The organism is Sphaerisporangium sp. NPDC005289 (assembly GCF_040607455.1).
Classification (GTDB): Bacteria; Actinomycetota; Actinomycetes; order Streptosporangiales; family Streptosporangiaceae; genus Sphaerisporangium; species Sphaerisporangium rhizosphaerae.
In genome coordinates this window covers 540,266-556,315 of record NZ_JBEXGS010000002.1, presented here as the reverse complement: position 1 = coordinate 556,315, position 16,050 = coordinate 540,266, and the positions used below count along the sequence as shown (strand labels likewise).

Sequence of the window (16,050 nt, the reverse complement as noted above, 5' to 3'; positions counted from 1 at the left end):
CTAGCGTTTCGATTCGATGGCCGGCCGTAAGCCGGGTGCTCGGAGCGCGAAGGGGAGTCATGCAGCGGCGCACGTTGCCGGTTCGGTCGCCCGGGGGTCGTAGCTGATGCGGGAGGCCCGACGCGGGGCCGCCCGGCCGCTCCTGGCCGCCTGCGCCCTTACCTTGACGACGACCATGTCGGCCTGCGCCGGTGAGGGGCCGCGTCCCGCGGCCACGCCGTCCGCCCCGGCGCCCACGGCCGCCGCCGCCGCGCCCGTGCCGCACGGCGGCGCGAAGAAGGCGCCGGCAAGCAACGTCTACGCCGGGGATCGGGCCGGGATGCTCAGTCCGGTCGTCGCCTCCTTCCCGTCGCTGGTGTACGTGCCGAACAGCGAGAGCGGCACGGTCAGCGTCATCGATCCAAGGACCTACAAGGTCGTGCGCCATTTCCACGTCGGCCGCCGGCCCCAGCACGTGGTCCCCTCCTGGGACCTGAAGACGCTGTGGGTCAACAACAACGACGGCAACACGCTGACGCCGATCGACCCGGCGACCGGCGAGCCGGGCAAGCCGATCCGGGTCGAGGACCCCTACAACCTGTACTTCACCCCGGACGGCGCATCGGCGCTGGTCATGGCCGAGCGGCTCAACCGGCTGGACTTCCGCGACCCGCACACCTTCGCGTTGCGCGGCTCGCTGCCGATGCCGTGCCGGGGGATCAACCACGCCGACTTCACCGCCGACGGCGAGACGATGCTGGCCAGCTGCGAGTTCTCCGGGCATCTGGTGGCGATCGACCTGGCCCGGCGCAAGGTGCGCGAGGTGGTGAGCCTGCCGCACCGCGGCATGGCCCACCACCCGAACATGCCGCAGGACGTCAAGCTGTCCCCGGACGGCACGACCTTCTACGTCGCCGACATGGCCGCGGGCGGGGTGTGGCTCGTGGACGCCCGGGACTTCAAGGTGGAGGATTTCGTCAGGACCGGCGCCGGCGCCCACGGGCTCTACGTCAGCCGCGACTCGCGGAACCTGTACGTCTCCAACCGGGGCGCGGGCTCGGTGTCGGTGGTGTCCTTCGCCCGCCGCCGTCCGGTGGACACCTGGCGCATCCCCGGCGGGGGCTCGCCGGACATGGGCGGGGTGTCGGCCGACGGACGGAGGCTGTGGCTGGCCGGCCGCTACCACGGCGTCGTCTACGTCTTCGACACCGAGAAGGGCCGGCTGATCCACACCATCCGCGTCGACGCGGGACCCCACGGCCTGGCCGTCTACCCCCAGCCGGGCGCCCACTCCCTCGGCCACACGGGCGTCTTCCGGTAAGACGCCCGCGCCGCGGCGCTCAGCCCACCGGGACCTGGTAGTCCCTGGCGAGGTCGGAGACGGCGGCCTCCTTGAGGATGACCGTGCCGCCGACCGCCATCTTGTCCGGGACGACGACGTAAGAGGCGCGGGAGGCCGGCTGGTCGACGTGGGAGAAGTCCATCGGCCGGCCGAATCCGCCGTCCCAGGACGGCTGCGACCGGTGCGCCCTGACGATGCCGTCACGGCTGAGGTCCTTGTTCGCGCACGCCTGCTTCAGCGCGTCACCCACGATCATCGCCGCGCCGTAGCCCGCGCCGACGCCGCTGTCGACGGGCTGCCCGGGGTACTTGGCCCGGTAGTCGGCCACCAGCTTCTGGACGGCCGGGATGGGCGCGCTCATGGGCGCCGCGGCGGTCATGACGTAGAAGCTCTTCAGCAGCGCGGGCGCGGCCGGGGTGCCGAGCAGCTGCGGGCTGTAGGCCGAGTTGCTGCCGACGAACGGGATGTCCATGCCCTTGGCGACGGCCACGCCGACCAGGGAGGCCGCCTGCCTCGGGCCCACCGACACCATGATCGCCTTGACGCCGGCGTCCTTGAACGCCGACACCTGGGCGCTCATGTCCTGGTCGGTGGCCTTGATCTTCTGCTCGACGACGGTGAGCCCCAGCTTGCCGGCGGCGTACTTGGACCCGTTGAGCGCGCTCTCGCCGTAGTCGCCCTCGAAGTACAGGTGACCGATCTTGTCGCCGGACCTGATGCCCTTGTCCTTGGCGAGGAAGTCCACCCCGTTGATCATGTCGATGTCGTAGGTGGTGCCGGTGACCTGGACGGCCTGCCCGCCGAGCAGGCTGGTGGCCCAGGCCATGGGCAGCGTCAGCATCTTGTCGTCCTCGATGCGCCGCTTGAGCGCCGTGACCATCGGCGAGCCGATGAACTGGGGGACGGCCGCGGACTTCGGCGCGATCTCGGTGTAGGCGGCCACCGCCTTCTGCACGTCGTAGCCGTGGTCGCGGACGATGCCCGCGAGCTTGCGCCCGCACACCCCGCCCGCCGCGTTGGCCTGCTCGAAGTACAGCTGCTGCGCCTGGGTGAGGCTCTTGCCGAAGGAGGCGTAGGGGCCGGTCAGGTCGGTGAGGATGCCGAGGGTGATGGCGTCGGCGCTCACGCCGGGGCCGGTCTTCACCCCGTCTCCTCCGGTGGCGGGCTCGCCGCCCGTGGCCTTGCCGCTCGCGCACGCGCCGGCCGTCAGCGCGAGCGCGAGCACGGCCAGTGGGACGCCTGCCGTACGCATGCCGGATCTGCCCATGTCAGCTCCTGGTGTCGGGGGAGGGAGAGGGAGTGGGGGAGTGGGGGGCGGGCGCCCGCGGGGCGCGGGCGAGGAGGGTCGCCCGGGCTCCGGCCGCCGCGCGCAGCCGGGCGAGCAGCCCGGCCAGGCCGCCGGGCAGGAAGAGCACCACGGCGACCACGGCGGCGCCGTACAGGATGCGGGCCGCCTCGGCGGGGGAGAGGCCGCCGGAGCCCGGCTCGGCGATGAGCGGCAGGTCGTCGCTGTAGCGGGTGAGGAGCTGGGGCAGCACCGAGACGAACACCGCGCCGAGGACCGCGCCGCCGACCGACCCCAGGCCGCCGATGACGATCATGGCGAGGTAGTCCAGGGACAGCAGCACGCCGAAGTAGTCCGGCACGGTCCGCTGGAACACCAGGGCGAGCATCACCCCGGCCAGCCCGCCGTACATGGACGACAGCACGAACACCCCGGCCCGATAGCGGGCGACCGGGACGCCCATGACCCCGGCGGCGATCTCGTGGTCGCGGATGGTGTTCATCGCCCGGCCGGGCCGTCCCCGCAGCACTCCCCGGGCGAACGCCGCGGCGCCGAGCACGAGCAGCAGTCCGAGGAACCACAGCCGCTCCAGCGAGCCGAACGGCACGCCGAACAGCACCAGGGACGGGGTGTCGGCGAAGACCAGCCCGAACAGCTCCATCGGCGGGACGGCCCGCCCGTTGTACCCGCCGGTGAGCGGTTCGGCGTTGAACAGCACGTGCTGGCCGAGGAAGATCAGCGCCAGCGTGGCGATGCCCAGGTAGGCGCCCTTCAGCCGCCCGGCGATCGGGCTGAACAGCCCGCCGGCCACCCCGGCCGTCAGCACCGCGAGCGCCGCGGCGAGCGGGGTGGGCAGCCCGAGACCCGCCGCCGCGTGCGAGGCGCCCGCGGCCGGGTCGTCGGCGAAGTAGACGTAGGAGTAGGCGCCGACGGCGAGGAAGAAGGCGTGGCCCATCGACAGCTGCCCGGTCGAGCCGGTCAGCAGGGCGATGCCGATGGCGCCGACCGCCGCCGACATCGCGAACAGCCCGGTCTGCAGCCAGAACCCCTCCAGGTAGAAGGGCATCGCGATCGCGGCCGCCGCCCCGGCGGCCCACACCAGTGCCCGGCGCGCCCGGGAGCGGCCGTCAGACACGGACGGTCTCCCTGGTGCCGAACAGGCCGGCCGGGCGCAGCAGCAGGATGACGACCATGACCAGGAACGGCGCGACGTCGCCGATGCCGCGTCCGAGGAAGGCGAGCTGGTTCTGGTAGCCGCTCATCAGCGCCTCGGTGACCCCGACGATCAGACCCCCGGCCAGCGCGCCGGTGGTGGAGTCCAGCCCGCCGAGGATGGCCGCGGGGAACGCCTTGATCGCGGCCAGGGAGGTGCCGCGGTCCAGCCCGGGCGTGGGGAACACGCACAGGAACAGCGCGGCCACCGCCGCGAGGGCCCCGGCGACCGCCCACGCGCTCAGCGAGACCCGGCCGAGGCGGATGCCCATCAGGGCGGCGGTCTCGGCGTCCTCGGCGGTCGCGCGCATCGCGATGCCCCAGCCGGTGTACTTGAACGCCAGCAGGAACAGCGTGATCAGCGTCGCGGCCGTGCCGAGCGCGACCAGCCGCGTCTCGGCGACGGTCACCTGGCCGAGGTGGACGACCGCGTCGCCCCAGGGATCGCCGAGCGCGAGGATCTCGGTGCCGATCTGGCGGGTCAGCTCGGTGGTCAGGACGATGTCGACGCCGATCGTCACGATGGCCAGCACGTTGTGGGACCCGGCGCCGGCCCGCCGGATGATGAGGAACTCGATCAACGCCCCGACCGCCGCCGCGGCGGCGACGCCCACCAGCAGCGCGGCCCAGAAGCCGGTGACCGGCTGGAGCCGGGCCACCAGGTAGCCGCCGGCCAGCAGCAGCGAGGCGTGGGCGAAGTTCACCACCTCGGTGGCTTTGAAGATGACGACGAAGCCGAGGGCGATGAGCGCGTAGACGGCCCCGATGGAGATCCCGTTGAGCAGGAGCTCCAGGAATGTGATCACTTGTCCTCCTGGTCGGCGCTCGGGCCGAGGTAGGCCCGGATGACCTCGGGGTCGTCCTGCACCTGTCCGGGCGTGCCGTCGGCGATGCGGCGCCCGAAGTCGAGCACGGTGATCCGGTCGGCGAGGCGCATGACCATGCCCATGTCGTGCTCGACCAGCAGGACCGAGATGCCGAGGCCGCGGCGGACCTCGGCGATCAGCCCGGCCATCTCGGCCCGCTCGCCGGCGTTCATCCCGGCCACCGGCTCGTCCAGCAGCAGCAGCCGCGGCTCCATGCACAGGGCGCGGGCCAGTTCCACGCGCTTGCGCACCCCGTAGGGCAGCAGCCCGACCGGCGTGCCGAGCAGGCCGCCGAGGCCCGCGAACTCGGCGATCTCGGCCGCCCGTTCCCGGTGCCGGGCCCATTCGCGGCGGGCGGCGGGCAGTCGCAGGCCGGAGGAGACGAACCCGGCCCGGGTCAGCCGGTGCCGTCCGAGCATCAGGTTGTCGATCACCGGCTGGTGACCGGACAGGGCGATGTTCTGGAACGTCCGCGCGACCCCGAGCGCGGCGATGCGGTGCGGCGCCAGCGCCGTGAGCTCCGCGCCGGCGAAGCGGACGCTGCCCGAGGCCGCCCGGTACACCCCCGACAGCACGTTGAAGCAGGTGGACTTGCCCGCCCCGTTCGGCCCGATGACCGCGTGGACGCTGCCCGGCGCCACGGTGAAGCTCACCTCCGACAGCGCGGTCAGCCCCGCGAACCGCACCGTCACCTCCCGGACCTCCAGCAGCGCCGGGTCACTCGTCCCGTCCCGCGGCCCAGGCATACCGTCCGGTTGGTATGACCCGGTCACGCCGCTTCGGTCAGTGGTGCCGTCCGGTCGGGGCGACGAACTCATGCCGCTTCGGTCGGTCACGTCGTCGGGCAGGGGCGAGGAAGTCATGCCGCTTCGGTCCGTCACGTCGTCCGGTAGGGGCGAGGGGGTCATGCCGCTTCGGTCCGGGATACCGTCCGGTTGGTATGACGGGGTCATCCCTGCCACCTCCCGATCGCCCGCCGTCCGGCGGGGCCGTCCAGGGGCCGGCCGTCCGCCGGGTCGCCCATGCCGAGGTAGCGCCGCCGCACCTCGTCGCCCGCGGCCAGTTCGGCGGCGGGGCCCTCCAGGGCCACCTCGCCGACCTCCAGCACATAGGCGTAGGAGGCCAGCGACAGCGCCGGCGCCACGTTCTGCTCGATCAGCAGCACCGAGGTGCCGCGCGCGTTGATCTCCCTGACCGTCTCGGCGATGCGGGCGGCCATCATCGGCGCCAAGCCCAGCGTCGGCTCGTCCAGCAGCAGCATCGACGGGCGCGCCATCAGGGCCCGGCCGATCGCGAGCATCTGCTGCTCGCCGCCCGACAGCAGCCCCGCCCGCTGGTGGGCCCGCTCCGCCAGCACGGGGAACAGGCCGAGGACCTCCTCGCGCGCCGCCGCCGAGCGCCGGCCGCCGCCGAGCCCGCCGGCGCGCAGGTTCTCCTCGACGGTCATCCGGGCGAACACCCGCCGGCCCTCGGGGACCTGCGTCACCCCGCGCGCCACCACGGCGGGGGCCGCGAGCCCCGACAGCCGTGTCCCCGCCCAGCGGACCGTCCCGCCTCCGATCGCGCCCCGGTGGAAGCGCAGCGTCCCGGAGATGGCCCGCAGAAGCGTGCTCTTGCCCGCGCCGTTCGCGCCCAGCACGGCGACGATCGCCCCGGGAGGCACCCTCAAGGACACCCCGCGCAGCGCGGGCACCGCTCCGTAGTTCACCGCCAGTCCGCTGACCGTGAGCCCGGCGTCGGCCGGGGGCGCCGTGGCCGCCATCGCTCCTCCTTCGGGTCGGTGAGCCACATACGAACGCCGCTCGCGCACCGTCGTCCAGATGCGGCGGTGAAGTCGCAACCGGTGCCCACCGCCGCGGGAGGGCCGTTGTGCGCCCGCACAACGGCGCGTCACGAAACGAAACCGAACCTTGTTCCGTCCGGGCGGCGGATGGCAATCTACGAAAGATGCCCGCCAAGCGAAACGAGCACGTTGACGACGATGTGCGGCACGTCCTGCGCATCGTCGCCGCCCGGCTGCTCGAACGGCTCCCGGAGCTGGCCGACGAGCTGGTGGCCCGGGTGCGCGAAGGCGACGAGGCCTACCGCAGGCTCGTCTCGCCGGAGGAGCACCGGCAGAGCACGGAAGAGGGCCTGCGCATCGGCATCTCCGCCATCCTGCAACGGCCCCAGAAGCGCCGCGACCTGGAATTCGCCCGGTCCATGGCCCGCCGCCGCGCCGAGCAGGGGCTGCCCATGGACTCCCTCATGCGCATGTACCGCCTGGCGGCGCAGGTCACCTGGGCCGGGTTCGTCGACCTGGTCGAGCGCGAGCACCCCGAACTGCTCGGCGCGCTCGTGCGCACCGCCACCCACGTCTGGCACGCCATCGACCGGCAGGCGCTGACCGCGGCCGAGACCTACCGGCGGCGCGAGAAGGAACTGCTCGGCCGCGGCACCGAGCGGGTGAACGCGCTGCTGGACGACCTGCTGGAGGGCACCGGCGACGCCGCCGTCGCCCGCTCGGCCGCGGCCGCCCTCGACCTGCCCGAGCGGGGGCGTTATGCGGTCGTCACAATCAGGCTGCCGGTCCGCCAGACCCCCTGCGCCGACTCCCACCCCGAGACGCTCGGCGCGATGCGGCTGGTCTGGCGCATGCGCACCCACTACGAGGTCGCCGTCGTGGCGCTCGGCGACGGCACCCTCGACCGCCTGGTCGAGGGCATGGCCCCGGTGGTCTGCGGCCCGGCGGGGGTCAGCCCGGTCGTGGAGGGGCTGGAGGAGCTGGCCTCGGCCAGGAAGCTCGCCGAGCTGGCCATGCGCACCTGCGCGGGATGCGGGCCCGAGATCGCCCGGCTGGACCGGCGGCTGCCGGCCGCGCTGGTGGTCGCCCAGCCCGAGCTGTCGGGCCGGCTGACCGGCGAGGTGCTCGGCGCGCTGCTCGCGCTGGACGCGGCCGACCGCGAGGTGCTGCTGGCCACCCTGTCGGCCTGGCTGCGCTGCGAGGGCTCGGCCGTGCGCGCCGCCGGCCAGCTGTACTGCCACCGCAACACGGTCTTCAACCGCATCCGCCGCGTCGAGCGGCTCACCGGGCGCTCGGTGTCGCGTCCCCGCGACATCGTCGAGCTCGCCCTGGCCCTGGAGGCCGTCCGCCTCCTCCCGGCCGGCTGACCGCCCGCCGCCGAGCGACCGGTCCCCTTCTCCCGGGCGGCTGACCACCCGCCGGGCGACCGGTCCCCTTCTCCCCGGACGGCTGACCGCCCGCCGCCGGGCGACCGCTCCCGTCTCCCGGGCGGCTGACCCCGGTCGCGGCCCGGCGGCGGGGGTTGGGTGAAGCAGGGCGGCGGGATGACCTTGAATTGGCCGGTGCGTGACCGGTGTCTTCCTAACGTGGCGGTAGCCGGGCGCACCAGGCGTTCCGGGCACGAACACGGCCAGATCGGAAGCACCGCCGGTGATCAGAAGAGCGCTCGACATCCTGGGGCCGCCCCTGCTGCTGCTCGCCGTCGCGCCGGCCCTCGGCCTGGCCGCCCGGACCTCCGAGTGGACCGGCGCCGACCTGCGCCTGGACGAGACGGTGCGCGCGACGCGGTCCGCCCCGCTGACCGAGCTGGCCCACGCCCTGCACGCGGCCTTCACCCCGCCCGCCGGAGTGACCATGATCGCGCTGCTCACGGCCGTCCTGCTGCTGGTCCGGCGGCCCCGCACGGCGGTCGTCACGTTCCTGCTGGTCACCGTCGGATGGACGGTCAACTCGGTGGTCAAGGCGCTCATCGACCGGCCCCGGCCGCCGGTCGCCTTCCAGCTCGTCCCCGAGCTCGGGCACGACAGCTTCCCCAGCGGCCACGTGGCCCTCACCATGTCACTGGCGTTCGCCGCGGCCTACCTCGCCCACGGCACCCGGTACTTCCCCGTGGTCGCCGCGGCGGGCGTGCTGCTGGTGGTCGCGCAGGCGCTGGCCCGACTGTACCTGGGCGTCCACTACCCGACGGACGTGGCCGGGTCGATCTTCACCAGCACGGCGGGCGCCTGGGCCGTGCTGCGCCTGAGCGCCGCCCGCGAGAGCCGCCGCGTCCGGGGCCGGCCCGGCGAGAAGGACGACCCCCGCCCGGTCACCGGCCTGCCCATCTGACGAAGCCTCGCGCCCAGCCGGCCACCGAAGCCTCGCGCCCAGCCGGCCACCGAAGCCTCGCGCCCACCCGGCCACCGAAGCCTCGCGCCCACCCGGCCACCGAGGTCACGGGGAGCCCGGGCCCCGTCCCGGGGTTCAGCTTCGCGCGTCGCGCGGGGAGCCGGGCGCGCCGCCCGCGACGGCGGCGATCGAGGCGGCCACGTCCGGATCGAGGGCGAACGCCGTGTCCAGCCGGGTCAGCGCGAGCAGCCGGCGCAGGAACCCCTCGGCGCCCGCGAGCCGCACCCAGCCCCCCGACGCGGCCACCCGCTGGCGGAGGTCCAGCAGCAGCCACACGCCGCCCGAGTCGCAGAACCGCAGCCCCGCGACGTCCAGGATGACGCGGTCGCACCCCTGCGCCAGCAGGCCGTCCAGAGCCTGGCCCGTCTTGGCCCGCGTGGTCGCGTCGAGCTCGCCATCCAGCGTGACCACCGTGCAGGCGGGGTCGCGGTGGGGGACGATCGCCAGCTTCAAAGGCATCCGGCCGCTCCCTTTGCCGAACGTCGAAGACGGCAGCGTCAGCTCACATGGACGGGGTTGTCATCGTTCCTGTCGTTCTCCATCGTCGCATCGGGCCATCGCCTCCGGCTCCCTTAGGCGCGCTATGTACCTGGATCGAGACCTGGTATCGCACCGTACGCCAGCAGGGTCATTTTTATATGTAATGCTGACGATATGGAGTCGGCACCTTCGGAAACCGCCTATCCCCAGTCCATCGAGTCGAGCGAGCTGCTCGACCGCACCCCTGGCCTGTGGGTGGACGCCAGCGACGACGACGATCCGGTCCTGTTGTACGCCGACGGGCGCACCGTGGACACCTGGCGCGAGCATTATCCCTACACCGAGCGGATGTCGCGCTCGGAATACGACCAGACCAAGCGGCTGCTGCAGATCGAGCTGCTGAAACTCCAATATTGGATCAAGGACACCGGCGGCCGCCTGGTGATCCTTTTCGAGGGCCGCGACGCCGCGGGCAAGGGCGGCACGATCAAGCGGTTCATGGAGCACCTGAACCCGCGCGGGGCGACCGTCGTCGCCCTGGAGAAGCCCAGCGAACGCGAGCGCACGCAGTGGTACTTCCAGCGGTACATCGCCCACCTGCCCGCCGCGGGGGAGATCGCCCTGTTCGACCGGTCGTGGTACAACCGCGCCGGCGTCGAGCGGGTCATGGGCTTCTGCAGCCCCGAGGAGTACCAGGAGTTCATGCTCCAGGCCCCGCTGCTGGAGCGGATGCTCGTGCGAGAGGGCATCAGCCTGGTCAAGCTGTGGTTCTCGGTGTCGCGACGCGAGCAGCGCACCCGGTTCGTCATCCGCCAGGTCGACCCGGTCCGGCAGTGGAAGCTGTCACCGATGGACCTGCAGTCGCTGGACAAGTGGACCGACTACACCAGGGCCAAGGAGGACATGTTCCTCAACACCGACACCGAGGACGCGCCCTGGACCGTCATCAAGAGCAACGACAAGAAGCGCGGCCGCATCGAGGCCATGCGCCACGTGCTCAGCCTGTTCGAGTACGCGAACAAGGACCACGAGGTCGTCGGCGCCCCCGACCCGCTCATCGTCCGCTCGGCCGCCGACATCGTCGATGAGGACAAGTCGGACCGCGAAGGGGGCCCGCTGGACCTGCCCGCCGCCGAGACCGGGAAAGCGAGATGACCACGCCACGCCATGCCACCCATGCCACCCATGCCACCCATGCCGCCCATGCCGCCCGCGCCGCCGCGAACGCGGCCCGGTGAGTGGGAGCGACCGCGTTGGAGACGGCATTCCTACCTTTCGGCGACATCTCACAACGCCACCCGGGCGTCCTTAACACGGTGCGGGCAGATGACTACCGGGGGGTCGCATGACTTCATCAGGCTTTGGCAGGGCGCAACCGGACAGCGACCGCGTCCTGCACCTGGCCGGGGACCCTGACGCCGTCGCCCGCGCCCGGCGCCTGGTCTCCTCGGCGCTGGGCAAGGGCCACCCGCTCCACGACGACTGCGTCCTGCTGACCAGCGAGATCGCCACCAACGCGGTGGTGCACTCCGACTCCGGGCACGGGGGCACCTTCACCCTCAGCGTGTCCTACTCCGCCGACTGGGTGCGCATCGCCGTCCAGGACGCCGGCTCCCTCGACCCGCCGTTCGGGTGGCGGCCCTCCTCGCCGCTCGACACCGGCGGCCGGGGCCTGCTCCTGCTGGAGGCGCTCGCCCACCGCTGGGGGTTCATCAGGGAGGCGGGGACCAACAACGTCTGGTTCGAGATGCACATCGACCTGCTCAACCCCTCGGCGCCCTCCAACGGCTCCCTGCGGGTCGCCCGCTGACCCGGCGAGGACGGGTCAGGGCAGGTCGGGGGCGGGTCAGGGCAGGTCGAGGCGGCACAGGCCCTCGGCCAGCACCTTGGTGGTCAGGCGGGTGCGGCTGTCGCAGCCCAGCTTGGCGAAGATGTGCTCCAGGTGCGTGGTCACCGTGCGCACGCTGAGCACCAGCGCCGCGGCGATCTGGGGGTTGGAGTCGCCCAGCGCGACCCGGGTGAGCACCTCCACCTCCCGCGAGGTCAGGTCGTAGGGCAGGGCGCACGGCCGCTCGGCGATGACCGCGCCCTGGATCGCGCCGTGGAAGCCGACGCCCGCGCGGTGCACCCGCACCTCGCGCCACTGGCCGCAGGAGTCCAGCCACAGCCCCCGCCGCGACAGCTCGCGGGAGTCGATGAAGTCCCGGGCCAGCTCGGCCATCGCCGGCTCGTGCTCCAGGGCCCGCGACGGGGGCCATCCGGCGACCGAGCGGCGCCGCCCGCCGCGCTCGAAGGCGACCGCGTGGAAGCCGGGCGGCAGGCCCATCGGGTCGATCACGCACCTGGTCAGGTCGGTGACGTGGGCCAGGGTGCCCGAGACCGCGCTGAGCACCGTCGCGGTCTCGGGCGGCAGCGTGTCGCGGCTGCTGACGTGCAGCAGACCGGTGTAGCGGCCCTCGTTCACGAACAGCGGCGCGGTCAGCCCCGAACGCCAGCCGTACGGCTCCAGGTGCCTGCGGTAGTACAGCTCGGTGCCCGGGGAGCCCATCGACAGCGGGACGCGCGAGCTCATGGCGCGCCGATAGGGATCAAGCCCGGCGTACTCCTCGGCGGCGTCCTCGTCCACCCGCGCGTACCCCGAGGAGACCAGGCTGCGGTGGCGCCCGGTCGCCGGGTCGAACGCGACGAACTCGTACGCCTCCACCGGGATGATCTTCCGCAGGGCCGTCATGGCGCCGTGGGCCCCCGACCCTCCGGCCACCTGGAACCCCACCTCGGTGAACGCGTGGAGGTGACCTGCGCTCAGGGTGATCTGATCCATCAGTCCTCCGCGCTCAGCTTGCCCGACACAGATCTTTTCACGGAATACGTAAACCATCCGATGCAGACCACTGCCTTGCTATTTAGCCTCTCCGGCATCACGCCGGAGCGACGGAGAGGCAGAGGAACAGTGACGGTCCACAACAAGGCGCGAGGTGCCGCCGTCCTCCTCGCGGCGACGCTCGCGCTGAGCGCGTGCGGCGGTTCGGGCGGGAGCACGGGCGGCGACCAGGGCGGACAGGGGCCGAAGCAGTTCTCCGTCGCGCTCAACGAGCCCGACCACCTGACGCCCGGCAACACCTCCAGCAGCTACTCCATCACCGTACTGCAGGCGCTGTTCGACACGCTCGTCGTGATCGACCCCCAGGGCAAGCCGCAGATGCGCGCGGCCGAGTCGGTGACCAGCCAGGACCAGAAGACCTGGACCATCAAGATCAAGACCGGGCAGAAGTTCCACAACGGCGAGGCGGTGACCGCCGAGAGCTTCGCCGACGCGTGGAACGCCGCCGCCTACGCCCCGAACGCGTGGACCAACAACTACTACTTCGCCAACATCGAGGGCTACGACAAGCTCAACCCCGAGGCCGAGGGCGCCAAGCCCGAGACCGACAAGCTGAGCGGGCTCAAGGTCGTCGACCCCGCCACCCTCGAGGTCCACCTGACCGCGCCCTTCAGCCAGTTCCCGATCACCCTGGCCTACACCGGCTTCGCGCCGATGCCCAAGGCCGCCTTCACCGACCTGAAGGCCTATGACCAGAAGCCGATCGGCAACGGCCCCTTCGCCCTGGACGGCGACTGGGCGCACAACCAGCAGATCAAGCTGAAGAAGTTCGACGGCTACGCCGGTCCGCGCCCGGCCAAGTCCGGCGCCGTCCTGTTCAAGATCTACGCCAGCCGCGACACCGCGTACACCGACCTGCGGGCCAACAAGGTCGACCTGCTGCAGACCATCCCGCCGGCGAGCGCGTCCGAGGCCAAGAAGCTGCTCGGCGACCGTTTCGTGCCCACGCCCAGCGGCACCATGGACTACCTCGGCTTCCCGACCTTCGACAAGCGGTTCCAGAACGCCGACCTGCGCAAGGCGATCTCGATGGCCATCGACCGGCAGGGCATCGTGGACGCCGTCTACAACGGCGCGTTCAAGCCCATGGCCTCGCTGGTGGCGCCGCTGGTGCCCGGCTACCGCGACAACCCCTGCGGCGAGGCGTGCACCTACGACGCCGCCAAGGCCAAGGCGCTGTTCGACAAGGCCGGTGGGTTCTCCGGCACGCTCAACCTCTACTTCTCCAACGCCGACCCCAGCTACGAGCAGTGGATGCAGGCCGTCGCCAACCAGCTCAAGCAGAACCTCGGCATCACCGACATCCAGTTCAAGAAGATCCCGGCCGCCGACTACCTGTCCACGCTGCGGGAGAAGAAGGAGGACGGTCCCTACCGCAACAACTGGGTCATGGACTACCCGAGTCCGCAGAACTACCTTGAGTCGATGTGGGGCGCGGGCAACCGGATGGGCTGGGACAACAAGCAGTTCAACGACCTGGTCGCCAAGGCCAACGCCGCGCCCAGCATGGAGGCGAGCATCCCGCTGTACCAGCAGGCCGAGGACATCGCGCTCGCCGAGATGCCGATGATCCCGCTGTGGAACTGGCAGGACCAGGCGGGCTTCAGCAACAAGGTCGGCGACGTGCGCATCGACGCCTACAGCCCCAACCTCGACACGATCACCGTCAAGTAAGGCACCGACGAGCAGGCGCGGGTCGGGCAAGGCACCGTCTAGTAAGGCATGGTCGAGCAAGAATGCACGCGATGGGCACTCCGCACCTGGTCATCTCCCGCGGCCGGGCGGGGTGCCCGGCCGCGCGCGAGGGGGAGGGCCGCCGGTGAGGTACGCCGTCCAGCGGCTGCTGCAGGCCGTCCCGGTCTTCGTGGCCACCACCTTCCTCATCTACGCCATGGTGTGGGCCCTGCCGGGCGATCCCATCCTCGCGCTCGCCGGTGACAAGCCGCTGCCCGAGAACGTCCTGCAGACGCTCCGCGACCACTACCACCTCAACGACCCGCTGATCGTCCAGTACGGCCTCTACATGGCGGGGGTGTTCCTGCGCGGCGACCTGGGGGAGACCTTCACCGGCCAGAAGGTCAGCGAGCTGCTCACCGACCGCTGGACGGTGACCGCGCAGCTCGCCGTCACCGCCTGGGTCTTCGAGCTGGTCGTCGGCATCGGGCTCGGCGTGCTGGCGGCGCTGCGGCGCGGCAGGCTCGCCGACACCGCGGTGCTGGCCGGCACGACGTTCGTCATCGCCGTCCCGGTCTTCGTCGTCGGGTACACCGCGCAGATCCTGCTCGGCCTGAACCTCGGCCTGTTCCCGACCGCCGGCACCGACGAGGGCTGGCCGGTCAGCTACCTGCTGCCCGGCATGGTGCTCGGCTCGTTCGGCCTGGCGTACGTCGCCCGGCTGACCCGGGCCAGCGTGGTGGAGAACCTGCGCGCCGACTACGTCCGCACCGCCACGGCCAAGGGGATGCGGCGCTCGCGGGTCATCGGCAGGCACGCCCTGCGCAACTCGCTGATCCCGGTGGTCACCTACCTCGGCGTCGACTTCGGCAACCTCATGGCCGGGGCGGTGGTCACCGAGGGCATCTTCAACCTGCCGGGCATCGGCCAGCAGGTCTTCCAGTCCATCCAGCTCCAGGAGGGACCGGTCGTCGTCGGCGTCACCACCCTGCTGGTGATGATCTTCATTCTGGCCAACCTGCTCGTCGACCTGCTGTACGGCGTGCTCGACCCGAGGATCCGCCGTGGTTGACCTCAAGGCCTCCGTCGAGTCCGCCGCCCCGGGCCCGAAGGCCCGCCGCGGCGAGCGCGGCTCCCTCTGGTACGACGCGTGGCTGGAGCTGCGCGGCCGGGTGGTGTTCTGGATCTCGATGGCCATCCTGCTGCTCGCCTGCGCGATGGCCGCCTTCCCCTCGCTGTTCGCCCGGTTCGGGCCGAACGACGACTGCAACCTGCGGATGTCCAAGAAGGGCCCGGGCGGCGGCGCCCTGTTCGGCTACGACCTGCAAGGCTGCGACTACTGGTCCCAGATCGTGCACGGCACCCGCGCCTCGGTGCTCATCGGCATCGCCGTCACCGTCTTCGCCCTGCTGATCGCCGTCCTGCTCGGCCTGGTCGGCGGCTACTACGGCGGCGCGCTGGACGCGATCATCGCCCGGGTGACCGACGTGTTCTTCGGCATCCCGTTCGTCCTCGGGGCGACCGTCGTCCTGGTCGCCTTCCCCGGGCACGGCATCTGGGCGATGACCGCGGTGCTGGTGCTGCTGGGCTGGACCACCATGACCCGCCTCATGCGCGGCCAGGTCATCGCGGTGCGCGACTCCGACTACGTGCAGGCCGCCCGCGCGCTCGGCGCCGGTGACCTGCGCATCATGGTCAAGCACATCCTGCCCAACGCGATCGCCCCGGTGTTCGTGGTCGCCATGCTCAACATCGGCAACGTGATCTCCGGCGAGGCGACCCTGGACTACCTGGGCGTCGGCCTGCAGTACCCGGACGTGTCCTGGGGCCTGCAGCTCAACGTCGCCCAGTCGTTCTTCGCCGAGTATCCCCACCTGCTGCTGTTCCCGGCCCTGTTCCTCACCGCCACCGTCCTCAGCTTCCTCATGCTCGGCGACGTCGTCCGCGACGCTCTCGACCCCAAGCTGCGCTGACGCACCCGGCCTGCGCGGCGATCCCCTTCGCCGGTCGCCGGCGTGCTCTACACGCCTGACGGCCGGGGCCGCACCAGGGCGGCTGTCGCAGATACGACATGTCATATTTCCGACAAGTCGCTCCCGTTGCTGGCGTCACATGCGCTTCGTCACCATTGCAGAGATTTCTGGCGATTTGCCTAATTTT

At 71.8% G+C, this 16,050-nt stretch carries 15 protein-coding genes; 8 read left to right on the top strand and 7 right to left on the bottom strand.

Annotated features, from left to right (window positions below):
* The first annotated feature begins 106 nt into the window (after positions 1–106).
* Positions 107–1,300: a hypothetical protein gene (locus ABZT47_RS05190; protein WP_354836362.1), complete on the top strand. Its 1,194-nt coding sequence runs from the start codon at positions 107–109 to the stop codon at positions 1,298–1,300.
* A 19-nt stretch (positions 1,301–1,319) separates the two neighbouring features.
* Here the strand turns inward: ABZT47_RS05190 and ABZT47_RS05185 are convergent, their stop codons facing one another.
* From ABZT47_RS05185 to ABZT47_RS05165, 5 genes are all read right to left on the bottom strand, one after another.
* Entirely contained in the window at positions 1,320–2,588 is a 1,269-nt protein-coding gene (locus ABZT47_RS05185; RefSeq protein ID WP_354836360.1) for an ABC transporter substrate-binding protein, read from the bottom strand.
* Between the two features lies 1 nt (position 2,589).
* Positions 2,590–3,741, bottom strand: a complete 1,152-nt coding sequence (locus ABZT47_RS05180) for a branched-chain amino acid ABC transporter permease (protein ID WP_354836358.1) — start codon at positions 3,739–3,741, stop codon at positions 2,590–2,592.
* Positions 3,734–4,624, bottom strand: coding sequence for a branched-chain amino acid ABC transporter permease (locus ABZT47_RS05175; protein ID WP_354836356.1), 891 nt, complete (start codon positions 4,622–4,624; stop codon positions 3,734–3,736). The genes ABZT47_RS05180 and ABZT47_RS05175 overlap by 8 nt, the downstream gene beginning before the upstream one ends.
* The gene (locus ABZT47_RS05170; protein WP_354836354.1) at positions 4,621–5,430 is read right to left on the bottom strand and encodes an ABC transporter ATP-binding protein; all 810 of its coding nucleotides are present in this window, start codon (positions 5,428–5,430) and stop codon (positions 4,621–4,623) included. The genes ABZT47_RS05175 and ABZT47_RS05170 overlap by 4 nt, the downstream gene beginning before the upstream one ends.
* Positions 5,431–5,633: 203 nt before the next feature.
* On the bottom strand, positions 5,634–6,446 hold the full coding sequence (locus ABZT47_RS05165) for an ABC transporter ATP-binding protein (RefSeq protein ID WP_354836352.1): 813 nt from the start codon (positions 6,444–6,446) through the stop codon (positions 5,634–5,636).
* Between the two features lie 185 nt (positions 6,447–6,631).
* Between ABZT47_RS05165 and ABZT47_RS05160 the strand changes: the two genes are divergently transcribed.
* Positions 6,632–7,834, top strand: a complete 1,203-nt coding sequence (locus ABZT47_RS05160) for a helix-turn-helix domain-containing protein (protein ID WP_354836350.1) — start codon at positions 6,632–6,634, stop codon at positions 7,832–7,834.
* A gap of 283 nt (positions 7,835–8,117) precedes the next feature.
* Entirely contained in the window at positions 8,118–8,795 is a 678-nt protein-coding gene (locus ABZT47_RS05155) for a phosphatase PAP2 family protein (protein ID WP_354836348.1), read from the top strand.
* Positions 8,796–8,930: 135 nt separating this feature from the next.
* On the opposite strand, the gene ABZT47_RS05150 is transcribed toward ABZT47_RS05155, so the two are convergent.
* The gene (locus ABZT47_RS05150; protein ID WP_354836346.1) at positions 8,931–9,314 is read right to left on the bottom strand and encodes an STAS domain-containing protein; all 384 of its coding nucleotides are present in this window, start codon (positions 9,312–9,314) and stop codon (positions 8,931–8,933) included.
* Positions 9,315–9,509: 195 nt separating this feature from the next.
* Between ABZT47_RS05150 and ppk2 the strand changes: the two genes are divergently transcribed.
* Together ppk2 and ABZT47_RS05140 are read left to right on the top strand one after the other, a co-directional pair.
* Positions 9,510–10,490, top strand: coding sequence for a polyphosphate kinase 2 (ppk2, locus tag ABZT47_RS05145; protein ID WP_354836344.1), 981 nt, complete (start codon positions 9,510–9,512; stop codon positions 10,488–10,490).
* A 190-nt stretch (positions 10,491–10,680) separates the two neighbouring features.
* Positions 10,681–11,145 (top strand): ATP-binding protein, encoded by a 465-nt coding sequence (locus tag ABZT47_RS05140; protein ID WP_354836342.1) that lies wholly within the window; start codon positions 10,681–10,683, stop codon positions 11,143–11,145.
* 36 nt (positions 11,146–11,181) lie between these two features.
* On the opposite strand, the gene ABZT47_RS05135 is transcribed toward ABZT47_RS05140, so the two are convergent.
* Positions 11,182–12,156 (bottom strand): LuxR C-terminal-related transcriptional regulator, encoded by a 975-nt coding sequence (locus tag ABZT47_RS05135; protein ID WP_354836340.1) that lies wholly within the window; start codon positions 12,154–12,156, stop codon positions 11,182–11,184.
* 129 nt (positions 12,157–12,285) lie between these two features.
* Between ABZT47_RS05135 and ABZT47_RS05130 the strand changes: the two genes are divergently transcribed.
* The 3 genes from ABZT47_RS05130 to ABZT47_RS05120 all read left to right on the top strand — a co-directional run bounded on the left by ABZT47_RS05130 (position 12,286) and on the right by ABZT47_RS05120 (position 15,863).
* Positions 12,286–13,890 (top strand): ABC transporter substrate-binding protein, encoded by a 1,605-nt coding sequence (locus ABZT47_RS05130; protein WP_354836338.1) that lies wholly within the window; start codon positions 12,286–12,288, stop codon positions 13,888–13,890.
* Positions 13,891–14,035: 145 nt separating this feature from the next.
* The gene (locus tag ABZT47_RS05125) at positions 14,036–14,962 is read left to right on the top strand and encodes an ABC transporter permease (RefSeq protein ID WP_354836336.1); all 927 of its coding nucleotides are present in this window, start codon (positions 14,036–14,038) and stop codon (positions 14,960–14,962) included.
* Positions 14,955–15,863 carry an ABC transporter permease gene (locus ABZT47_RS05120; protein WP_354836334.1) on the top strand — a complete coding sequence of 303 codons (909 nt, stop codon included), beginning with the start codon at positions 14,955–14,957 and terminating at the stop codon, positions 15,861–15,863. Before ABZT47_RS05125 ends, ABZT47_RS05120 begins: the two co-directional genes overlap by 8 nt.
* Positions 15,864–16,050 lie beyond the last annotated feature (187 nt).

Excerpts from the sequence above, each read along its gene's own strand:
- ABZT47_RS05170 (WP_354836354.1), bottom strand. The coding sequence starts at position 5,430 with ATGCCTGGGCCGCGGGACGGGACGAGTGACCCGGCGCTGCTGGAGGTC.
- ABZT47_RS05190 (WP_354836362.1), top strand. The coding sequence starts at position 107 with ATGCGGGAGGCCCGACGCGGGGCCGCCCGGCCGCTCCTGGCCGCCTGC.
- ABZT47_RS05135 (WP_354836340.1), bottom strand. The coding sequence starts at position 12,156 with ATGGATCAGATCACCCTGAGCGCAGGTCACCTCCACGCGTTCACCGAG.
- ABZT47_RS05165 (WP_354836352.1), bottom strand. The coding sequence starts at position 6,446 with ATGGCGGCCACGGCGCCCCCGGCCGACGCCGGGCTCACGGTCAGCGGA.
- ppk2 (WP_354836344.1), top strand. The coding sequence starts at position 9,510 with ATGGAGTCGGCACCTTCGGAAACCGCCTATCCCCAGTCCATCGAGTCG.
- ABZT47_RS05160 (WP_354836350.1), top strand. The coding sequence starts at position 6,632 with ATGCCCGCCAAGCGAAACGAGCACGTTGACGACGATGTGCGGCACGTC.
- ABZT47_RS05150 (WP_354836346.1), bottom strand. The coding sequence starts at position 9,314 with ATGCCTTTGAAGCTGGCGATCGTCCCCCACCGCGACCCCGCCTGCACG.
- ABZT47_RS05185 (WP_354836360.1), bottom strand. The coding sequence starts at position 2,588 with ATGGGCAGATCCGGCATGCGTACGGCAGGCGTCCCACTGGCCGTGCTC.
- ABZT47_RS05140 (WP_354836342.1), top strand. The coding sequence starts at position 10,681 with ATGACTTCATCAGGCTTTGGCAGGGCGCAACCGGACAGCGACCGCGTC.